Annotated in this window: 9 protein-coding genes and 1 pseudogene; 6 read left to right on the top strand and 4 right to left on the bottom strand. The window is 59.4% G+C overall.

Annotated features, from left to right (window positions below; genetic code table 11):
• Nucleotides 1–552: 552 nt before the first annotated feature.
• Nucleotides 553–2,013: a patatin-like phospholipase family protein gene (locus P6U28_RS02590; protein WP_122405003.1), complete on the top strand. Its 1,461-nt coding sequence runs from the start codon at nucleotides 553–555 to the stop codon at nucleotides 2,011–2,013.
• Between the two features lie 180 nt (nucleotides 2,014–2,193).
• A pseudogene (locus P6U28_RS02585) lies at nucleotides 2,194–3,539 on the top strand (IS5 family transposase).
• 11 nt (nucleotides 3,540–3,550) lie between these two features.
• Here P6U28_RS02585 and P6U28_RS02580 read toward each other — a convergent pair.
• Both P6U28_RS02580 and ltrA read right to left on the bottom strand, forming a co-directional pair.
• Nucleotides 3,551–6,925, bottom strand: coding sequence for an AAA family ATPase (locus tag P6U28_RS02580; RefSeq protein WP_407121682.1), 3,375 nt, complete (start codon nucleotides 6,923–6,925; stop codon nucleotides 3,551–3,553).
• Between the two features lie 588 nt (nucleotides 6,926–7,513).
• A complete protein-coding gene (gene ltrA, locus P6U28_RS02575) occupies nucleotides 7,514–8,845 on the bottom strand; it encodes a group II intron reverse transcriptase/maturase (protein WP_164937182.1) in 1,332 nt (443 codons plus the stop codon).
• A gap of 992 nt (nucleotides 8,846–9,837) precedes the next feature.
• Here ltrA and P6U28_RS02570 point away from each other — a divergent pair.
• Nucleotides 9,838–10,686, top strand: a complete 849-nt coding sequence (locus tag P6U28_RS02570) for an SAM-dependent methyltransferase (RefSeq protein ID WP_129145618.1) — start codon at nucleotides 9,838–9,840, stop codon at nucleotides 10,684–10,686.
• A gap of 264 nt (nucleotides 10,687–10,950) precedes the next feature.
• A complete protein-coding gene (locus P6U28_RS02565) occupies nucleotides 10,951–14,019 on the top strand; it encodes a GAF domain-containing protein (protein ID WP_407121681.1) in 3,069 nt (1,022 codons plus the stop codon).
• A 653-nt stretch (nucleotides 14,020–14,672) separates the two neighbouring features.
• On the opposite strand, the gene P6U28_RS02560 is transcribed toward P6U28_RS02565, so the two are convergent.
• Both P6U28_RS02560 and P6U28_RS02555 read right to left on the bottom strand, forming a co-directional pair.
• Nucleotides 14,673–14,828, bottom strand: a complete 156-nt coding sequence (locus P6U28_RS02560) for a hypothetical protein (protein WP_407121680.1) — start codon at nucleotides 14,826–14,828, stop codon at nucleotides 14,673–14,675.
• 117 nt (nucleotides 14,829–14,945) lie between these two features.
• Entirely contained in the window at nucleotides 14,946–15,323 is a 378-nt protein-coding gene (locus P6U28_RS02555; protein ID WP_407121679.1) for an alpha/beta fold hydrolase, read from the bottom strand.
• Between the two features lie 1,084 nt (nucleotides 15,324–16,407).
• Between P6U28_RS02555 and P6U28_RS02550 the strand changes: the two genes are divergently transcribed.
• Both P6U28_RS02550 and P6U28_RS02545 read left to right on the top strand, forming a co-directional pair.
• The gene (locus P6U28_RS02550; protein WP_407121678.1) at nucleotides 16,408–16,710 is read left to right on the top strand and encodes a hypothetical protein; all 303 of its coding nucleotides are present in this window, start codon (nucleotides 16,408–16,410) and stop codon (nucleotides 16,708–16,710) included.
• Between the two features lie 600 nt (nucleotides 16,711–17,310).
• The gene (locus tag P6U28_RS02545) at nucleotides 17,311–20,679 is read left to right on the top strand and encodes an adenylate/guanylate cyclase domain-containing protein (RefSeq protein ID WP_129145614.1); all 3,369 of its coding nucleotides are present in this window, start codon (nucleotides 17,311–17,313) and stop codon (nucleotides 20,677–20,679) included.
• Nucleotides 20,680–21,446: the final 767 nt, after the last annotated feature.

The following is a 21,446-nucleotide window of genomic DNA, read 5'->3' as shown; positions in this document are numbered from 1 at the left end:
CACAATGGGCCAAGGCATCTTCGAATGCGTGCTTGTGATAGGGACCTGATCCGCGGAGGGCATTATGGCCAGCGGTCATGAGAGCCGCGCAAACAGGCCGAACACATGGCTGCTCCGACCAATGCTGCGACGTGAAGATTCTTCTTGCCAACCCGGAGCCGTCCACACATGGCCCTTCTCGACCGTTCGCGACATTTGCTCGAATGTCGGCTGAATCCTGACCGGTTCGGGACGAGCTCAATCGACGTGACCCACTGTCGACATCGGAGTGGGCTGCGCGACCGCTCAACGACTACGGATAGAACCGGTACATCATGGGGCGATGGGACTAAAAAGGGGTAAGCCAGCAGGCCCGCCGATCGTTCGGTAAGAACAAGATAGGAGTGATCTACACCGCTCTGCGTCAGGTCGGCTGCCGTATTCGATTTCCATCACAACCTGCCCGCTCACAGCATATACTTCACAATTGCTTGAAAACGAACTAATCTGCGGCCAGTTGCGGAATTTAGAACTTGATTGGAGCGTCGACAGTAATGCGTAGGGAGAATTCAAATGCCAACCAACGGAGAGCCGCGTAGAGCAATTACGCTCGGTGGAGGTGGGCCGGCAGCGGGGCTGCACATCGGGGTTCTGGAAGCCCTTGCCAATCAGCCCGACCTGCATTTCGACGTATGGTCTTTGTCTTGCATCGGTGCATGGGTCGGTATCGTCTACAACCAATCAGACAAACCCAATGCTAAAGGTAAGGTCGAAGAAACCTACGAATTCTTCCGAGATGGCGTATTTCGAGACGATGAGGGCTACAGGCGCTTCCCGATAAACACCGTGTTCGGGCCGGATTGGCGCAGCAACATAGACGCATTCAACAAATTCGTTACTGACCCCAAAAATTATAAGGACTTTCAATGGCAGCCCTACAGGATCTTCGATTACGTCCAGGAATCCCTGTCAATTGTAATGGATCAACTGCCGACCGGTGAAAGAAGATCTTTCAAGAGGTTGGACGAAGGAGATCTCAATCGATGGATACTCAACCAGGTGATGGCTCCTAATCCCTTCATCCGCTATCTGACATCCCTGATGTACCTGTCCAAGTTCAACGGACTCTCCAGAATAAACTACCCGGAGAGCGAGTTCATGAAGAAGATCAAATTCGACCGGCTGTCCCCATCCGGTCGCGACGACGCGGAGAAGAAACCCCTAATCTTTCACAACGCGTGGGATCTGGATCGTCACGAGCTCACGTTCTTCGCAAATCGTCCGATGCCGGTGCTGAACAAGACCGACGAAAGCATAAAGAAGAGATACGGCGGCCCTATCACCGCACAGTCCTTATGCGCGTGCTCGGCTCTTCCCTTCATCGAAGAAACCGTGGAGATCGATGGAACGACCTACTGCGAAGGGGCCTTGGTGGATACGGTCAATTTCGAGGGACTGCTCGATCTCCAGGTGAGAGGGCAAAAGCTCGATGAAATATGGATTAGCCGGATTGTCGATTCCAAACAAATCCGAAAGCCGGACAATCTTCACGATGCGCTGGCAAATCTCTGCCAATTGTTTGCAGCGTCGGTCGGCGAAGATGACGTGAAGCTGTTCAAATACCACGTCCGGTACGACAAACGGAAATGCGACGCATCGAAAGACAACACTGCGGAGGATCAGAATTACAAGAAAACAAGAGCTGAGGCTTCGAAGAATAATGCTGCGAAGACTAAGAATTCGAAGGCCAAAGATTCGCAAGTTCACAGTTCAAGCGACGTATGGAATGGCACGGTTGTCGAAATTCATGTCCCCGGGCACATCAACTTCAAATGGAATCACAGCAACCTGGACAATGGGCGAAAGCTGGGGCGAGAGTCTGCGGAACAAGCGATCAAGCAATATCGCCAAAACAAGGATACACCCCATCCTGGAGAACCGCTCTTCATCAACGAAAGACCCGAGCAAGATGCCGATTGGCGACGAATTCGCGATGACTATCAAAAGCTGAAGAAAGCGCTCGCCGAGAGTTAGCAGATCTGAACTAGTCATCCGTGAAGAGCGGCTAAGCGATTGAGCTGGAATCGCATTTGTGGTTGCGGGGTGTTTTAGGATTGCAGGGTTTTGATGCTTCGGGCATCGGAACCTTGCAATTTCATTTTCAGGATTCCGTCGATCGCCAGACATGATTCGGTGGCCGCATCGGAGGTGGCGATGCGACCGAAGAAGCACAGGACGACGGGATCGGGCGATCTGTTCCGGGCCAGGCTGGACCAGATCATCAACATGAAGCACGAGCTGGTTCAGCTCGCTGGCAAGGTCGATTGGGACTGGATCGACGGCGAGATCGCGCCGCTCTACAGCGAGAACGGCCGGCCCGGCATCGCGACCCGCTTCGTGATCGGGCTGCTGCTGCTCAAGCACATTTACGGCCTGTCCGATGAGGGGTCTGCGAGCGCTGGGTCCACGACCCATATTTCCAGTACTTCACCGGCGAAGAGTTCTTCCAGCACGCCTTCCCGCACGAGCGCTCGGACCTGAGCCACTGGCGCAAGCGGCTCGGCGACAAGCTGGAACTGCTGCTGGCCGAGAGCCTGCGGGTGGCGCACGAGGCCGGCGCGTTACGCGGCCAAGACCTCAAGCGGGTCACAGTCGATACCACGGTGCAGCCAAAGGCCATCACCTTCCCGACCGATGCCAAGCTGCTGCACGCGGCGATCAAGGGGCTCAACCGTCTGGCGAGGAAGCACGGGATCAGGCTGCGGCAGTCCTATCTTCGCATTGCCAAGACCGCGGCCATGATGGCTTCCCGCTACGCCCATGCCAAGCAATTCAAACGGCATCAGCGGCAGTTGCGCATCCTGCGCAGCCGGTTGGGCCGGATCATCCGCGATATCCGCCGCAAGATCGAAGCTCAGGCCGTGCTCGAGAACGCCTTCGCCCTGCCGCTCAGCCGGGCCGCGCAGATCCGCTCGCAGCAGCAGCGCCAGCGCGGCTGGAAGCTGTATTCCTTCCATGCTCCGGAGGTCGAGTGCATCGGCAAGGGCAAAGCAGCCGCGCCTTACGAGTTCGGTGTCAAAGCCTCCATCGTCACCAACAACCGCCGTGCTCCCGGCGGCCTGTTCGTGCTGCACGCCAGGGCGCTACCCGATAACCCGTACGACGGTCACACCCTGCGGGACGTCATCGACCGCACCGAGACACTCACCGGCTGTCCGATCGAGCGGGCCTATGTCGACAAGGGATACCGCGGCCATGACGCGCAGAACCCGCGCCGTGTCTTCATCTCCGGCCAGAAGCGCGGCGTCTTCGGTATCATCAAGCGCGAGCTGCGCCGCCGCTCCGCCATCGAACCCGTCATCGGACACCTGAAGGCCGATGGTCACCTCGGCCGCTGCTACCTCAAAGGCCGCGCCGGCGATGCCGCCAACGTCATCCTCTCTGCCGTCGGTCACAACTTCCGCCGCATCCTCGCCTGGCTGAGGGTTCTTTGGTGCCTCTTCCTGGCCACCCTCATCGCAGCCATCAGCGACCGCTCACCGCTGCAATCGGCTTCTTAACGGACGACGAACTATCGCGGTCTTGCACTTGTAGACCGCAGTTGATCGAGCAGAGCCCGTGCTTGCTTGAGGTCCTGCGTCTCAAAACCCTCGGTGAACCAGTCGTAGACGGGCGTGAGGACCTTGATCGCTTCTTCACGGTCGCCTTCCTCCACCCAGACGGCGGCAAGATCCATTGCGGCTCTGAGTTCAAGAGCTTTGGCCCGTTGGGCACTTGCCGTCGTTAAGGCCTTTTGGAGCAACTCGGTTCCGGCATCTCTTGAACCGCGAAGCATCAAGGTACGCGCTTTTAATCGATACAGCTCGGCTTCAAATATCCGTTCGCTATTGCGAGTGGTTGTCGTCAGGCCCCGCTCGATAAGCGCCATCGCAGTCTCGTAATCCTGTCCAAGCAGCAAAGCCGGGCACAACAGCACATATAGCGCCGTGATTCCCAGTTGGTAACCCGCGCCACGATATTCGTCCATTGCAGCTCGGATCTCCTCGACGGCGCTGGAGGAGGGGTCAAGCATTGTCACGCATATGCCACGGACGGCCTGCGCCAGCCCGTGCCATTGGCGGAATCCATGCTCCTCCGACAAGCTGCGACAGCGGTCCGCATAGCGTTGCGCGCGCGACAATTCGCCGCGAAGAGCGTGGAGAACAGAAGCATAGTAGCAGGCATACGCTTGCGAGTGAGGATGATTGATGACGTCGGCGCGTTGAATGGCGGCATCCACGCGTGCGCTAGCTGCATCAAAGTGACCGAGCAGCCAGAGAACCCATGACATCAGCGCAAGGTCAGCTACTCCGGCATCCTGACCGGCTGCTCGGGCGGCCAATCTGTCATCCTCAGAGCTTGCCTCGAACTCCGCAACCGCGCGCTCGATAGCTTCACGGGCATCGGTGAGACGTCCCATGAAAAGGCGAATCATGGCCTGACCGCGGGTCGCATTGAGCAGCGCTGGCCGATCGCCGCGCGTCTCGGTGAGATGAAGCAGTGCCGCGATCGTTTCCTGGGCAACCGGCAACTCGCCGCGAATGACGCTCGCGGTAGTCAACCAGAACATAATCTGCAATTGTTCAGGGGGATCTCGGAGGCGCTCGCACAGCTCCCGCGCGCGAGCGAAGGTTGCCACCGCTTTGTTGGAAGCGGGCCCCTGGGTAGCGATCAGGCAGGGTCCCAGCGCGACTGCAAAATCAAGCTCCAACCTGTCCTTTCGTTCACCATCGGCCAAGTGGATAGTGGTCTCGATACCCCGCTCCAACTGAGCAATGGCCTCGAGGTTGGCGGAGCGCATGGCGGCTTTCCTGCCTGCCAGCAGCCAATATCCCGTCGCCTTTTCAAACAGTCCCGCCTCGGTTAGATGATGCGCGATTGTTTCCGGTTGAGCTTCCACGATTTCCAGGAAATGCCGCTCGAAGGCATCCGCAATCATGGCATGCAGCGCCGCGCGCCGGCTCTTCAGAAGTCCCGAATAGGCAGCATCTCGCACGAGCGCATGTTTAAAGGTGTAAACCGCCCGGGGTATCTCGCCTCGGCAAAATATCAGCTCTGATCGAACCAACTGACCAAGCGCCTCGTCAAGTCTCTCTCTGGGCAATCCAGCGACTATGCTCAGCAGTTCGTAGGAGAACTCGCGACCCACCACAGCGCCAATCTGAGCCACCTCCCTCACCGGGGCCAACCGATCGAGCCTTGCCATGAGAGACGCGTGTAATGTCGTCGGAATCGCCATCGGAGGCAGTGGCCGGCTGAGGACATAATGATCGTCTTGCTCGTGCAACAAGCCTGTTTCGAGCACCGTCTTGGTTAGTTCCTCGACGAAGAGGGGTATGCCGTCCGTACGAGCGAGGATCTGGTCCGTGACCTCTTTTGGGAGTGTCTTGCCGGCCGTAACGCGCTCGATCAGTGCTGCACCGTTGCGTCGGTTCAGGCGGGTGAGCGAAATCGTCGTCACATGCGCATGACCCGGCCAAGGGGGCATGAAGTCCGGCCTCGCGGTGATGAGCACCAGCGCCCGAAGCTGCGGTACTCGTTCCAGTGTAAGCGTCAAGAGCTCAAGCGACGTAGGATCGGCCCAATGAGCATCCTCAAAGGCAATGAAGACGGGCTGACGTGCCGCGAGTGTATTGAGCTGCATCAGAAGCGCCGCCAGTGTGATCTCCTTCCGCTTGTGTGGGTTCAGATCTGGCAGCTGATAGCGATCACCGGCAGGCACGGATAGGAGGTTTGCCAAAGGTGGTACTATCTGGTCTGCGGCAGCACCGGATTGCGCCAGCAAAGCCTGGAGCTTGACGAATTTCACATCTGGCGAGTCGGTTCGCTCGAAACGCGCGGCTCGTTCGAGTTGGCGTATGAACGGGTACAGCGCGCTGTTAGTGTGGTGCGCCGAGCAGAAGAGGCGCAGCGTGACGTGCGGTTCGGTTTCCTTGAGTCGTTCTTCGAGCGCTTGTGCGATGTGCGACTTTCCGATGCCCGGCTCTCCGGTGAGCACGACAGCGCTGCCCTCACCACGCGTGGCGTTGTGCCAGCGACGTAACAGCAGATCTATCTCCTCGTCACGCCCGATTGGGGGGGTCAATCGGGTCTGGTGCAGCGCCTGGAAACGGCTTTCCACCCCACTCGTTCCCAACACCTCCCATGCCGGTAGCGGTTCTACCCATCCTTTGAGTATAGCCGGGCCGACATTGCGGTATTCGAATTGTCCCTCCGTGAGTCGACGCGTACTCTCACAGATCAGGACTGTGCCCGGCATTGCGAGCGCCTGCAGGCGTGCGGCCAAATTCGGCGTCTCACCAATTACCCCCTGTTCCTTGGCAGCGCCTTCGCCAATCAACTCGCCTACTACAACCATTCCGGTAGCGATGCCAACGCGAACCTGGAGCACCGCGCCGGCTTCTGTTTTCAGGTTAGCGACGGCATCTACCAACGCCAACCCGGCTCGGATCGCCTGCTCGGCATCATCCTCGTGTGCCTGGGGAAAGCCGAAATAGGCAAGAACGCCGTCCCCCATATACCGGGCGATGATCCCCTCAGATTTGGTTATAATCTCAGCGATGCAAGCGTGGTAGGCGCCGATTACCGCTCGCAGGTCCTCGGGATCAAGGCGGACCGAGAGTGCAGACGAGCCCACTAGATCGCAAAACATCACCGTGAGCTGACGGCGCTCGGCGCCCTCCCGCGGTACCTTCTTGCTCCCTGTCGGAGCTGCCGGAGGAACATCGCCCCGAAGTTCGGCAATCGCACGAAGCATCTTGCGCCGATGTCCCAGCAAGACGCCAAGGTCCTTCAGGTCCTGCTCTGTAAGATCGCCCAGGACCGAAAGATCAATAGCGTTCTCGGCGAAACGCCCCGCGTACTCACTCAAGCCTATCGATGCCAACCATTCCGCAATAGCTGTCATGGCGAACCTACGGCTTCTGTCGTGATAATAGCACGTTTGCTCGACATGCGAAGCGACTTATCAAGCCACGACGAGCGCAATTGCTCGTTCGGTGCCAAAACGCCGACGCATAGCCACGGTTCTAACCGAGCGATTTGCAGCTCTTCGCATGCCCTGATGAGCAAGCGTTCGGCTTATGACATTCTCGTCCATTTGCGCCAGCGTCGGTCGATGCCAACTTGCTTCTCACCTGAAGCATCGACCCATACGCTTGAGAGCTCGGAGCCGAGCTGGAATGTGTGTCCGATTCTGGAAGTAGACAGGACTAGACTTGCGCGGTTGGGATACTTCCGCTTGTGGCCCGATGGCGAAGTTCGGTTTGGCGCAGATATGGTCTGCTGATCGGGGCACACCGGAAGTGACACGGCGCCGTTCAAACCGGCTCTTTTGGTGGAGTCGAGATGTGGCGCGGTGGCTTTAGGCTGCACATATCTGTTGCCGCCCCTTTCGTCTGGCGGTGCCTTAGTGGTGTAGCCGTGACTCCGTTTCCACATCCCGCTCGTCGAACCGGACAGGCAGATCTTCCGCATCCGGCTCTCGGACAAGGCCTCACGCCTTCGCCCACGGCACGTCGCGCCCAAGTGCGGTGAGACGTACGAGCCCGAAGTGCCCGTAAAGGTGCGAGAGTGGATAGGTCCCGCCCTTGCGTCGCCTGACCTTGTGTTTGATGCGCAACCACCGGCGCAACCGCACAGCGGTGTAGTTGTCGATCGCCCGATACGCCTTGGTGACGGTGCCTACATTGAAGTAGTTCGCCCATCCGCGCAGCGTGCGGTTCAACTTCGCCACCAACTCTGTGGTGTCTTGCCACGTCCCCGTTCGGTCCGTCAGCGCATGGATTTGCTCAACCATACGCTTGATGCTTTTCTTCGATGGCCGGTACCCCAGGCGCGCCTGGCCGGTTCTCGCTGAGTACATCCGTCCGAACGAGTATCCCAGGAAGTCGAACTCCTCTTCCGGCACCTTGCAGATTCGTGTCTTGTCCTCGTTGACCGTCAGCTTCAGCTTGCCCATGATCTCGTGCAGTCGCGACAAGGCCTCTTCGGCTTTGCCCCGCCGGCATAGGATCACGAGATCGTCGGCATAGGTCACGATGCGAGTGCCGAGGCTTCGCTCGAGACCGAGCATCTTCCATCCCAGCACAAACCGGCGCATGTACAGGTTAGCCAGCAGTGGCGAGATGGGTGAACCTTGCGGGATGCCGCGCCGGTTGTCCCGGGCTTCGGTCGTGCGTGTCTTCCTTCCTTGATCGTCGGTTTCTTCCACAGGGCATTCCAGCCACATCTTGATCAGATGCAGCACGCGCCGATCCACGATCCGGCGCGCCACCGACTTGAGAAGTTCGGCATGCGGAATGCTCCCGAAGTAGTCCGCGAGGTCGGCGTCGACGACTTCCGGGTGACCACGGAACAGCAGCCCTTCCACCTCGACCACCGCCTGTTGAGCATTTCGCCTAGGACGGTACGCGTACTGTTCGGGTGGAAGGTCGGCTTCGAAGATCGGTTCCAGCACCAGCATCGCTGCCGTCATGCAGACCCGATCGCGCAAGGTTGAGATGCCCAATGGCCTGAGTTTGCCATTGGCCTTCGGGATGTACACTCTTCTGATAGGGTCCGGTCGATACGTCTCCTGCCTGAGCGCAAGCGCCAGTTCGCCAAGCCACCGCTGCACCCCATACGCTTCAATGTCCGCGAAGTCCTGACCATCCACCCCCGGTGCGCCCTTGTTGGAGCGGCATTGGGCATAGGCATGGGCCAAGATGTCTTCCCGGCTGATCTTGTCGTACAGGGCATAAAAGCGGTAGCCGGCTTCTGCCTTCGCTTTCGCGTGCAACGCCGTCTGCAGTTTCTGAACACTCTTCGGAGTTGATAGGTTGCCCAATCCCCAGGTCCCTCACTACGTCTTGCGTTCGTCTTGAACTGAGGTCCCTTCCCTCCCCCGGCGTTACCCGGCTTCAGCGGTATTACGAACCTCTCCGCATCCCCACGGCGCCCGGCCTGTCCCTCGCGGGCGTCCGGTTGATCATCCCTGACCACGTCGTAGGGCCTCCCGTGTTGCGTACGCTTTCCTTGTGTACATGCTGTCGCCACTACCCCGGCGCAGCGGCTGGGCGTACTACTTCGCTCAATCCCCCAGCCGTATCAGCCTTCCCCGAAAGGGTCGTCGGGTCGGCCTGCGCATCGTCCTTTTCGAGGCTTGCTCGGCGTTCACTCGCGTTACGGCCTGCACACTCGCGCTGTCACCAATTCGTGACACGCTAATCGAAGGCTTCAGCCACTTCGTTACCTCCATGACTGCTCCGATTGCTTCCGGCTGGAGCGTTTGCCGGGTGGGACTTGCACCCACTGGAAAGCGCCGCCTTTTCACGGCGCACACCCGAAGCGGTCGTTGCCCGGTGTTACTCCTGATTCCGGCACCAAGTGTACGCTTTCAGAGTACGCCCGGGACGTTCGCTGAATGGCCACCGCGCAGGCTACAGCCTCTACAGCGCTGGGTACTCGATGACAATGCCGTCTCCAGTCGTCTTGACGACACGGCCATGATGCTCGGCGATTTTGCCGAATGACCTTAAGCCGGCGAAGCGTTCCGCGCTCGTCTTGACCCATCGGTCGGCTATAGCCAACCACGTCCCCTACGAGGTGGCTGCGAGGCGGCGCTGCTGATTCTCCCCCACCCCGAGCGGTAAGAGCGAACACGCGCTAGACCATCGGGCGGTTGCATGAGCGGCACCAGCTTAGCACGGTAGGTTGCAGACCTCGTGGCCCCGGGCCGATATGATGCCGCTTGGGAGGTCGATGGGCGAGCCAACGTGAGTTTTTGCCGCCGGCATGCTACAAGGCGCGTTCCAGCACCAAACGACTGGCGAAATTGTCATGCGTGATGGACAACCAAGTCAAACCGCTCGGCGGGCAGCTGCTTACCGCGCCATTCACCAAACCTTGGAACGCGGGGCAGTTTTCAAGGATCAGTTTGCGCTGAGAATACTAGACCCGGAGACGGCGGCGTCCTTGAGCGAGATCGCAAGAGATGATTCCGTGCGCCCAATGCGCTTATTCATAGCCGCACGCAGCCGGTTCTCCGAAGACACAATAGCAAACTGCGTTGCACGTGGCGTACGTCAGGTCGTGGTACTGGGTGCTGGTCTCGACACATTCTCCTTGCGAAATCCCTATGCTGATTTAGGCCTTCGTGTTTTCGAGGTCGACTACCCTGCAACGCAGGTATGGAAACGCGATCGGATAAAGGCCGCGGGCCTGTCCGAGCCGCCGTCGCTTGTCTTCGCGCCCATCGATTTTGAACGAGAAAGTCTGGCAGAAGGTCTAACGAGAGTCGGTTTCATGGTGGACGAGCCAGCTTTTTTTCAATGGCTTGGCGTTGTACCATATCTGACAAAGCATGCGGTCTGGTGCACCTTGAAGTTCATATCCGAGCTACCACAAGCTGCTGTCGTTTTCGATTATGCCGAACCGTTTGAGAATTATCCTGCTGAGCGCCGCGCCAGCATTGTGGCAACTGCAGAAAGGGCGGCCGCGCGAGGTGAGCCTTGGCTCAGCCTGTTCGAGCCGATCGAGTTGCACCACTTGCTGCACGGCGTGGGGTTTAACGTAGTGGAAGATCTCGGTGCCAGCGAAATAGCCCAGCACTATTACGGAGTCCTAAGGCGAGGCATCGCGCTCGGACCTGGTGCCCATATCGTGCGGGCACGTCAACGGGTTAACTGAAACGTGGTCGGCTTCTGGCCCACCAGCGACGTAACGCCTCGTCTGACGGAGGCTCGCTCATTGTCACTTGGCGGCCTAGATTTGCTCATCTTGAGTTCTTCGCAATTTGACACTGAGCGGACTTGGAACGTGGTGGCCCGGAACTGAAGGGTACTCGATCGTTTGTTCCAGTATCTGCAACGATATCGCTGGCCGGCTTAGCTTGACCGCGGAGTAATTGGGTTTTTAGATAATTTAGCGCGGCGCCGGCGGGCGCTGGGCGATATGGATTTATCGATGACCAGGCTGTCTCAAGACGCCGATCTTGCGCGCAGGATCGCCGAGCTAGAACAGAAGAACCAGTCGAGCGCGGTCGAGATCGAACACCTGCAGCGCGAGCTTGCAAAATCGCGGGACTGCCAAAGAGCCAGCGCAGATATCCTGGCAATGATTGCGAGCACCTCCGGTGACGCCGACTCAGCTCTGGAACAGATAGCGGAGACTACCGTTCGGCTGATCGGGGCCTCCAGCGTCTGGATCCAGCTTGCCGAGAACGGCGAATGCGGCAAGGCCTTCCGGTACGGCGCGAGCGACGAGCTCCTCCGCGCGGGCTTGCCGCCGAGCGCTGTCAACGCGGGCGACCGCAACATGCCCGGCGCGGTGGTCGGTCGAAACCGGCAAATCCACGTGCCGGATCTCGACGATCTCAATCCCGATCTAGCCGAGTTTCCCGGCCTGCCGCACGCCAAGGCCGCCGGCACCCGGACCATGTGCGGCACGCCGCTGCGTATCCAGGGCAAAGCGATCGGCGCTCTGATCGTCTGTCGCGACCGGCTCGATCCGTTCTCCGATGATGAGCTCGTGCTGCTGCAGGGCTTTGCCGGCCAGGCAGCGATGGCGCTCGAGAATGCGCGCCTGTTCAACGAGACCAGGGAAACGCTGGAGCGGCAGACCGCCACTGCCGACATCCTGAAGGTGATTGCCTCCTCGCCGTCCGACGTACAGCCGGTGTTCGACGCCATCGCGAGCAGCGCCAAGCAGCTGATCGGCGGCTTTTCGACGGCGGTTTTCCGCTTCGTCGACGACATTGCGCACCTTGCGGCCTTCACGCCGACTAGCTCGGCCGCCGACAAGGTGCTGAAGGCCCGATTTCCGACTCCTGTCGCCCGCTTCGAGCCGTTCAGGCTCGCACAGGCCGGCAAACCGGTTCAGATTGGCGATGTCGAGACGCTTCCAGACTCCCAGATCAAGCAGATCGCTCGGGCACGTGGCTTCCGCAGCATGCTGCTCGCGCCGCTGATGAGCAATAATGTGCCGATCGGCCTAATCAGCGTGACGCGGCTCGAAGCGGGATCGTTCATAGATCACCACGTGCAGTTGCTGCAAACCTTCGCCGACCAGGCAGTGATCGCTATCGAGAACGCGCGTCTGTTCCAGCAGGTTCGATTCAGGACGCATGAGTTAAGCGAGGCCTTGCAGCGGCAGACCGCGACCGCCGATGTACTCAAGGTGATCAGTCGCTCGGCGTTCGATCTGCGGACCGTGCTGGATGCCCTGCTTTCGTCAGCCTGTCGGCTGTGCGACGCCGAGATTGGAACGATCCGTTACGAGCACGAGGGAAATTACCGGCTCGCCGCCGCCTATGGCTGCAAACCCGAGTGGATCGAGCATTTCCAGACCTACACGACGAAGGCAGACCGCGGCTCGATTTTCGGCCGAACTATTCTTGATGGCCGTCCCGTTCACGTCCCGGATTTACTCGCTGATCCCGACTTCAATCGCCCGCAAGCACAAAGGCTCATCGGCATGCGGGCCGCGCTTGGTGTGCCGCTCGTCCGGGAGGGGCACGCCTTCGGTGTCATCAACCTGTTTCGCTTCGCCGCCGGGTCTTTCGAGGACAAGCAGATCGAACTGGTAGCGACGTTCGCCGATCAAGCGGTGATCGCGATCGAGAACGTCAAATTATTTGAACAAGTGCAGGCGAAGACGCGCGACCTCTCCGAGGCGCTAACCTATCAGACCGGAAGTGCCAACATTCTCAAGGTGATCGCCTCGTCGCCGACCGATGTTGAGCCCGTCTTGCGCACCATCGTCGAGAGCGCCGGCGAGCTCTGTGATGCCTATGATTCGGTGGTAGTTCTGAAGGAGGACCAGGATCTCGTCGTTCGCGCGCATCACGGACCGATCGGAATGGGAACTCAGACGTGGACCGACGACCGCACCTCCGTGTCGGGTCTCGCAATTGCCGAGCGGGTGCCGATACACTTGCATGACGTCCTCTCGGACGAAGGCGTCAACTTTCCTATTGCGCAGGCGATGTCACGACAGGATGGTTGCCGGACCCTTCTCGCCGTGCCGATGCTAAGCGAAGGTGGCAGCATTGGTGCGATCGTACTTCGCCGCACCCAGGTGCAGCCCTTCAGTGACAAGCAGGTCACGCTCCTGCAGACCTTCGCCGATCAGGCGGTGATCGCGCTTGGCAACGTCCGCTTGTTCGAGGAGGTTCAAGCTCGCACCCGGGAACTAGCCAAATCCCTCGATGAATTGCGCGCCGCCCAAGACCGCCTGGTGCAGAACGAGAAGCTCGCATCCCTCGGCCAGCTCACTGCCGGCATCGCGCACGAGATCAAGAACCCACTCAATTTCATCAACAATTTCTCTTCTCTGTCCGCCGAATTGATCGGCGAGCTCAACGAGCTGCTCGGAAAGGCGGAACTCGATGAGAAGATCCGCGCAGACGTAGACGAGCTTGCCCGCATGCTGAAGGGCAACCTCGACAAGGTCGTCCAGCACGGCAAACGCGCCGATTCCATCGTCAAGAACATGTTGCTGCATTCCCGCGAGGGGGCCGGCGAACGTCGCCCGACCGACATCAATGCAATTGTCGAGGAAAGCCTCAACCTAGCCTATCACGGCGCCCGCGCGGAGAAATCCGATTTTAGCATCACACTTAAACGCGACCTCGACCCGAACGCCGGAACAGCGGAGCTTTATCCGCAGCAGATCAGGCGGGTGCTCCTCAACCTGATCTCCAATGGCATCTATGCGGCTCACAAGCGTAAGGAAGCTGCCGACGCTGATTTCGAGCCGACATTGAGCGCCACCACGAGAGCTCTGGCAAACGAAGTAGAGATTAGGATCCGCGACAATGGCGTCGGGATTCCGGAGGAGGCCAAAGCGAAGATCTTCAGCCCTTTCTTTACGACCAAGCCCCCCGGCGAAGGCACCGGGCTGGGGCTTTCGATGAGCCACGACATCATCGTCAAACAACACGGCGGCAGGATCGCCTTCGTAACGGAGCCGGGAGCATGTACTGAGTTCACGATCACCCTGCCGCGGATGGTGGCAGTATAAGGCAATCGAGTTGAGCGTTTACATTCTCGTCGCCGACGAGGAGCCCAACCCGAGATGTCGTCTATTGGGCCCGCAGCTGACCTTGTGGCCTAACCCGCGGCCCGTCAGCTTTTGGATCCATCGGCATCCCGTTGGGATGAGCCGTTCCCCTTGGTTGCGTTATGGAGTTTCCTAAATCAGTGCTCGCCCAGCGTTCCGGTTACCGTGATCGGCTCGTCTGGCTCAAGCCGTCTCCGCACGAGCCGGACAGCGCCGATGTAGGGATAGCGCCAACACCACGAGCGTCTTTGACGCGGGCGGTCGGCTTATGCCGCAGACAATAATGACGACGCACACGCAAGCAAAGAAGCGAGACCCAAATGCCTGCCAAAGCAGATGACCAATGCTGCGTCTACTACATCAGTAACGCAAGCTGCACCGGACGGTTACATCGGCATCAACTCCATCAGGCGCGAATAAGAACGCATGGCTGAGTGCGGGGCAGGCGAACAAAAAAGCCCCGACAGGAACCCCATCATGGTCTTTGGGGGCAATTTTTTGGCGAAGCTCGTATTCAAAAAATGCAAGGCTTTTATTTGCACACCCGGCCCGGTTCGTCCTGCCCGGCTGCTCCTGTTGTTATCCCGTTCTCAGTCGCCACAGCACCAGCTTGGTCAATTGCCGTAAAAATCACAGGACACGCACATATGACCAGCTTTATCAAAGTTCTTCTTAGCATCGTAGCCTGAGTCGCGCAGATTCCGCCTATAAAGCGCCGAAGCAGACTGCTCGCCAAGACTACCGCCTGCTGGAACACCAACAGCCGCCATGCTTGATCCAACACGGTGCTATTTTATGGAATGATGATGAACCATGACGCTGATTATGACCAGCATCAGCTGATACGACACCCACAGCTAATATAGCTGCAATAAGAAGTGCGGTCTTCATGATACACCTCCTGTAAGGCAACGTAGTTGTTGCAAAAGCAAGGAGCGCGCGTGCTCGATCTCGAGCCAGCGGTCTCCAATACGATGTAAGATGAGCGGTCGGAGCGCGGATTGCAGACACGGGCCGCCGCCCTCGGATGCGCCAAACAGAACCGCGCGCTCTGAACCGACTTTCTCCAGACTCGTCTGCACGTCGTGCATGCGTTGCTCAAGGGTGAAGATCTGCGATCCTCGGTCTGACGTTCCGGTGCGGCGCGTGTCGAAAAGGATAAGGCGGACGAACGATGCCAGGCGACGGAAGAACGCGCTGCGTTCCGCCACGTGCCAGCTCGCCTCAACGTGCGAGACGAAACCCGGGACGAATACCAAATCCAACGGTCTATTTCCAAGGACCTGATAGGCGAGGTGAACGTCACCGCTCTTGACGCAATGAGTTGCCGGTGCGGCCATAAGACACCTGATCCGGACTTGCCCCGTTCGTCAGAGCCGAAGATACTCCTCGCGGGCAACCGTGCCAACCTGGCGCGACAGCATCCGCAGTTGACCCGAATGAGACATCCTAGAGGGCAGCACAAACGTCCGCTTCCAAGGGAAAGCCAGATATCGCGCGCGCTACCAATGCACTGGCATTAGAAAGGCGCCCATGCGTACGTGCGATTTGCCTCGTTCAAGCCAGGGTGCGAGCAAAGTCGGAAAACGTGCGGGTGAAATATCCTCAAGGAGGGCGGTCGCGCCTAGAGGCCGTGTCGTAAGACCTGCCAAAGCGCAGACACAAAATTCCGGCGCGGTCGGGGTGACGTATCGTCCTGGCGACCCGGCGCAATCAACGTTACATCGCCGTCCAATTTGGTCAGCCGGTCCACCATGCCTTCCAGACGCGATGGTAGTGGCGTGAGATCGTCGGCAAGGATCCCGCGAAGCTGCTGACCGATCTCGTCGCAGATTGCCCGGCGATGCTCCGACTCGTGATCCGGAGATGAACTAGGGGTACGCGTTGGAAGGCTGTCCGCCATAGCTGCGACTGTTCTGGATGTACACAGCTTCCCTGCGGCGTTAAACGCGTAAGACGGTTCGTTGCTCCTGCAAGGCTGTTCTTTTTGTTCGTGGTCCTCCCGGCGGTCCCGCCAAGCGCAGTCGCATTTCGATGGACCGCGCGTCCCGTGCTATCATGTTCTCCCGCGTGCGCTTCCTGCGAGTACAAACCGCCGCTCTAAGTCTGAAATGGTTAGCCGCATCACGGCAGCTAAGAGCAGGCGCTCCATACGATTCGCGTCACGGATCGCGACGATCGCCACGGATATGGTCGCAAGCAAGATCATCAAGATCCCGCAAGCGGCAAATTGTTTGGTGATCAAGGAACTCAAAATGCGTTAGCATGCCTAACGCTATTGGAACTGAAACATTCCTGACTTCGATAGGTTTTGAGGGCTTCGGAGCTTCGCAATATGCGAGGCACGCTATGACCCTTTACGCCAGCGAAGCAATTCTCACTGCCGCGATCATCGGCCTCATGCCCCTGATCGGCAATCATGAACCTGCCTGCGAGGGAACTAATTTTGAGCGAACACAATTGTCTTGTCATCAGCGATGGAGTATCATCGCCATGAGGATCGAATATCTCTCCGCGATTGTGATAGCTGTTCTTGCCGTCAATTCTCTCGGCTCGCTGCCTACCGAACTGCAATCCACGCCGGTCGCACCGCAAGTTGCGGACCGATTAGCTCTGTCAATGGATCCGTTTCTGATGCGGTCTGGTGGCTAACAGATTGGGGTGAGGCGGCGCCCCATAACCCGCGCCCGGCACGCTCAGTCTTGTGCCCGCGCTTTGAGCGCTCTTCGATGCGCGATTGGCAAGACGTGCAGTAGCGGCCTCAGCGCGACAACCCGATCTGCAATGCAGCTAGTAGTAAGTCATTCCGCGCTGCAGTTGGATTTTTGCTTGCACTCGGTTGCTGACGCGCGAGAGGACCTTTCATCGAATCGGCAGGCAGTAGTTAGTGGACTGCCTACAGGTGCAGGCATTTGCTGATCATCACCAATTTCGCGCTTGGCTCGCGACAGGCTATGTTCAGCTTTCTTGGATTGAAAATAGGCTTGAGCTGCAGAGTGTTAGCCACTTCATAACTCTTGTCGAGCCTGCCGGCTTAAGCTTCTAGAGACAACCGCTCGGGAGGCAACGATGACACCCGGCTGGCTCATTTTCCTGCGACTATCGCCTGTATCTACGTCCTGATCATCGTGAGTTTGATCATTCTTGGCGCTTGGCAGGCAGCTGACGAAGAATCTTCAAAGAGCGCACTCTGAAGAGTCGCTCCCAGACCGACGTGAAGTCATGTAGGTCAGCAATTCGATCGGGTGCGGCATGGATTGTCCGAGTTGCGGCAGAGTCAACCCAGAGGGAAAGAAGGTCTGCGGCGATTGCGGCGCGCCGCTAGTCTTTCGGTGCCCTGCCTGCGGGGCCGACAATCCGACAGGCAAGAACTTCTGTGGCGACTGCGGTGCCGCGCTCACGCCGACAGTACCGCCGCGAGTAACAGCAGGGGCGGGCGCATCGACGTCCATCGTAGCACGGGTCACGGAACGCTCGAGCTTGTCACCCGCACCAAGTTCTTCCGCCGAGCGTCGCCAGCTCACAGTGATGTTTTGCGACCTCGTCGACTCGACGGCACTTGCGACAATGCTCGATCCGGAAGATCTACGAGACATAATCGCCGAGTATCGTGATAGCGTAGCGGCGGTCGTCCGCAAATACGGTGGCACCATCAGCCGCTACATCGGCGATGGCATGCTCATTCTGTTCGGCCATCCTTCAGCGCATGAGGACGATGCCGAACGCGCGGTGCGCGCTTCGCTTGAGATCGCCGCGCCCAAGAACGCGCCGGGCGCCCCGCCCGGCTTCGAGCTTCGGGTTCGCCTTGGGCTCGCGACTGGTCTCGTCATCGTGGGCGACCTTATCGGCAGCGAAGCTGCGGAGGCACAGGCGGTCCTTGGCGAGACGCCGAACCTTGCCGCTCGACTGCAAGCGCTCGCCGAGCCCGATGGGGTGGTAATCGCTGAGGACACGCGGCGGCTCATCGGCGGGCTCTTTGACTACGAGAATCTCGGCGCGGTGACGCTGAAGGGCTTCGCCACGCCGGTGCAGGCCTGGCGGGTGCTGCATGAGGGAACAGCGGAAAGCCGCTTCGAGGCGTTGCATCCTGCGGTCCTCGCCCCGCTGGTTGGGCGCGAGGAAGAACTTGCGCGGCTGGAGCGAAGCTGGCGCCGTGCGCGAGTGGGTACCGGTCAAGTAACACTGCTCGTTGGCGAGGCGGGGATCGGCAAGTCGCGCCTCGTTGCGGCTCTCCAGGAGCGTATCGAGCGCGAGCCGCACACCTACTTGCGCTATTTCTGCTCGCCACGTCATCAGGAAAGTGCGCTCTATCCCTTCACCGCACAACTCCAGCGAGCGGCTGGTTTTGATCGTGAGGACACACCAAGGGCGAAGCTCGATAAACTCCGAGTGCTACTATCCCCGGCATTGCCCTCCGACGAGGACGTGGCGATCCTGGCCGAGTTGCTGTCGATCCCGGACGGTGATCTGTATCTGCCGGTTACCGGTACGCCGCAACAAAAGAAGGAGAGAAGCTTCGCCGCTCTCGTTCGCCAGCTTGAAACTCTCGCACAAAGACATCCAATTATGGTTGTGTTCGAGGACATGCAATGGATCGATCCGAGCTCGCGCGAGCTGCTGGACCAAACGGTCGATCGAGTAGCAAGCCTACCGGTTTTGGTCCTGATCACCTGTCGCCCCGAGTTCCAGTCGGTATGGACCGGAAAGCCGCACGTCAGCTTGCTCGTGCTGAACCGGCTGGACCAGAGCGCGGGCGCCGCACTGATCCGGAGCGTGGCCGGCACCCGGACGCTGCCGAGCGAAATCGTCAATGAAATTGCTGAACGAACGGATGGCGTGCCGCTGTTCGTCGAGGAGTTGACCAAAGCGGTGCTCGAAACGAACCCTGAGGGGTTCGCGCGAGCCATCTCCTTCGCGCCCCTGCCCGGACTTGCTGTGCCGGCCACGTTGCATGCTTCGTTGATGGCGCGGCTCGATCGAATCGGTCCGATAGCTAAGGAGTTGGCCCAAGTCGGCGCGGCCATTGGCCGCGAGTTCTCCTACGATCTGCTTGCTGCGATCGTACAGCGGTGCGACAACGAGCTGCAAGCGGCGATCGACCGGCTGATCAACGCCGGGCTCATTTTCGGGCGAGGCGAACCGCCCGACGCCAATTTCTTGTTCAAACACGCACTGGTCCAAGACGCGGCATACGGCACACTGTTGCGCAGCCAACGCCGCGAGCTGCACGCGCGGATCGCTAGCACGCTCGAGGAGAGGCTCGCTCGGGGCATCCAAGAGGAACCGGAGATCCTCGCTCACCATTGCGGGCATGCGGGTTTGATCGAAAAGGCGGTTTCCTATTGGCAGCAGGCTGGTGAGCGTTCGAAAGCTCGATCGGCAATGACAGAAGCAATCGTACAGATGCGAAGGGCGCTCGATCTGCTATCCCATCTACCAGATACCCCGGGGCGACAGCGCACCGAAACTCACCTTCAACTCGCGCTCGGCGGCGCGCTGATCGCCGCAAAGGGCCATGCGGCCGAAGAGACTGGCAGGGCCTACGCCCGGGCGCGTTGCCTCTGCGAGTCACTGAACGACACGCCGAACCTGCTGAAGGCGCTCTGGGGCGCGTTCGTGCATTATCACGTGCGTGGTGAAACTGAGCGATCGCATCGCATCGCCGAGGATCTGCTCGATTTGGCCGGACGACAAAACGACGCGGCCATTCTTGTCGCCGGTCACCGGGCAGTCGGCGATAGCTGGCTTCATCGCGGGCAATTGGCCTTGGCGCGTTCCCATCTTGAGCGGGGGCTCGCCCTCTACGATCCGGAGCAGCAGCGCTTTCTGACGGCTCTGTTCGCGGAAAACGCCCGCGTAGCGATGCTTTCGTTCCTGTCGCTGACGTGTGGCCTACTTGGCTTCGCCGACCAGGCGCGCGTGCAGAGCAGGGATGCCTTGACGGAGGCGCGGCATTCATCTCACCCGATCAGCCTCGCATTCGCGCTGAGCGTTGCCTGCCGGTTGCATTTCGTGCTCGATGATGCGGCTATGGTTGGGCGACGGGCGGAGGAGCTAGTAGCGCTTACCACCGAGCAGCGCTTTGCTTTTTTTCTCGCGATGGGGACGGCCTATCGCGGCTGGACGCTGGCCGAAGCCGGCGACGCCGAAGCCGGGGTGAACTTACTGCGGCACGGTATCGAGGGATTCCAGGCATCCGGCGCAGCATGGACTCTTCCGTTCTACCTCGCGCAGCTCGCGGCAGCCGAGGCAAAGGCAGCACGATTTGAATCCGGGCTCGGTCAACTCTCCGACGCCTTGGCACTCACCGAGAAATTGGGGGTGCGATGGTTCGAGGCCGAGCTGCACCGGCGACGAGGCGAGTTGATGCTGATGGCTCGGCCGGGTGCCGAGGTCGAGGCGGAGACTGAGTTTCGACGCGCCATCGCGATTGCTCGCCAGCAGGAGGCGAAACTCTGGGAACTTCGCTCTGCCGTCAGTCTCGCTCGGCTCTGGTGTGATCAAGGCAAGTGTGATGAAGCACGCGGTCTTCTCGCGCCGGTCTACGGTTGGTTCAACGAAGGCTTCGACGTTCGCGACTTGAAGGAAAGCAAGGCACTGCTGGAATATCTCTGGGCGTAGACACTTTCTGAAGGCAAAGCGAAGGGGCCTCGCCTAGCCCGTCAGGCCGATTCTACCTGTCCTTTGAGTGGACGCAGCCAGGCGAGAAACCCCGAGCCAAACAGACCGTTGTCAGTGCCCGTCTTCGGACAGGCACTCAGGGCAAGTTTCGCCGATGCCGTCGAGGACCTCCGCTACTGCCAGGGCAGCCGCTTCTGGCGAGACACCGGCCGGAGAATGTTTCCGAGCAATTTCGAAAGCGAGCTGACGAGCATGTGGATCTGTGCGGTCCTGCATCCAACCGCTCCTCGCACTCGCGGATGGCACCAGCTTCCAACAATACCGATCGCGCCCAGCGTTCAATCGTCCGGTAAGCGGGGCCTCGTTCTCGGACCACCAACATCTCGCAAACTCCACGGACGCGAAAGGAATCGCCATCCAAGCCTGTCGTTCTGGCGCTTAGCACAGAGCAGGGATTCGCAAATGTGCAGGGTAGAACTTGTCCACCTGTTCCGGGCGAGGTCACTCCCCTGAGAGAGGGCCAGGAAGTTGTCCGCTACTGGCCCCGAATGCGAAGTCGAGACGGTCTCTGAAATTGTCTGATGATCGGGGTAGATCGGAAGTGGCTCGCTCGCGACCGGAACGACGCGAATGACCCTTCTGCGACCTCGGGTGATGTCTGCATTTCCCCCGCTGTTGAAGCTTGCGGGGTCCTAGACCTGCATCGGCGCTGCCCAGCTCGCGCGCTCCTTTCAAAGCATTCCAATCAAAATAAAGAGCCCAACCTC

The organism is Bradyrhizobium sp. STM 3561, assembly GCF_045571455.1.
Taxonomy (GTDB): Bacteria; Pseudomonadota; Alphaproteobacteria; order Rhizobiales; family Xanthobacteraceae; genus Bradyrhizobium; species Bradyrhizobium vignae.
This window is presented reverse-complemented; position numbering and strand designations above follow the sequence as displayed.

Excerpts from the sequence above, each read along its gene's own strand:
- P6U28_RS02560 (WP_407121680.1), bottom strand. The coding sequence starts at position 14,828 with ATGGCGGCTGTTGGTGTTCCAGCAGGCGGTAGTCTTGGCGAGCAGTCT.
- P6U28_RS02570 (WP_129145618.1), top strand. The coding sequence starts at position 9,838 with ATGCGTGATGGACAACCAAGTCAAACCGCTCGGCGGGCAGCTGCTTAC.
- P6U28_RS02590 (WP_122405003.1), top strand. The coding sequence starts at position 553 with ATGCCAACCAACGGAGAGCCGCGTAGAGCAATTACGCTCGGTGGAGGT.
- P6U28_RS02565 (WP_407121681.1), top strand. The coding sequence starts at position 10,951 with ATGGATTTATCGATGACCAGGCTGTCTCAAGACGCCGATCTTGCGCGC.
- P6U28_RS02550 (WP_407121678.1), top strand. The coding sequence starts at position 16,408 with ATGACCCTTTACGCCAGCGAAGCAATTCTCACTGCCGCGATCATCGGC.
- P6U28_RS02545 (WP_129145614.1), top strand. The coding sequence starts at position 17,311 with ATGGATTGTCCGAGTTGCGGCAGAGTCAACCCAGAGGGAAAGAAGGTC.
- P6U28_RS02580 (WP_407121682.1), bottom strand. The coding sequence starts at position 6,925 with ATGACAGCTATTGCGGAATGGTTGGCATCGATAGGCTTGAGTGAGTAC.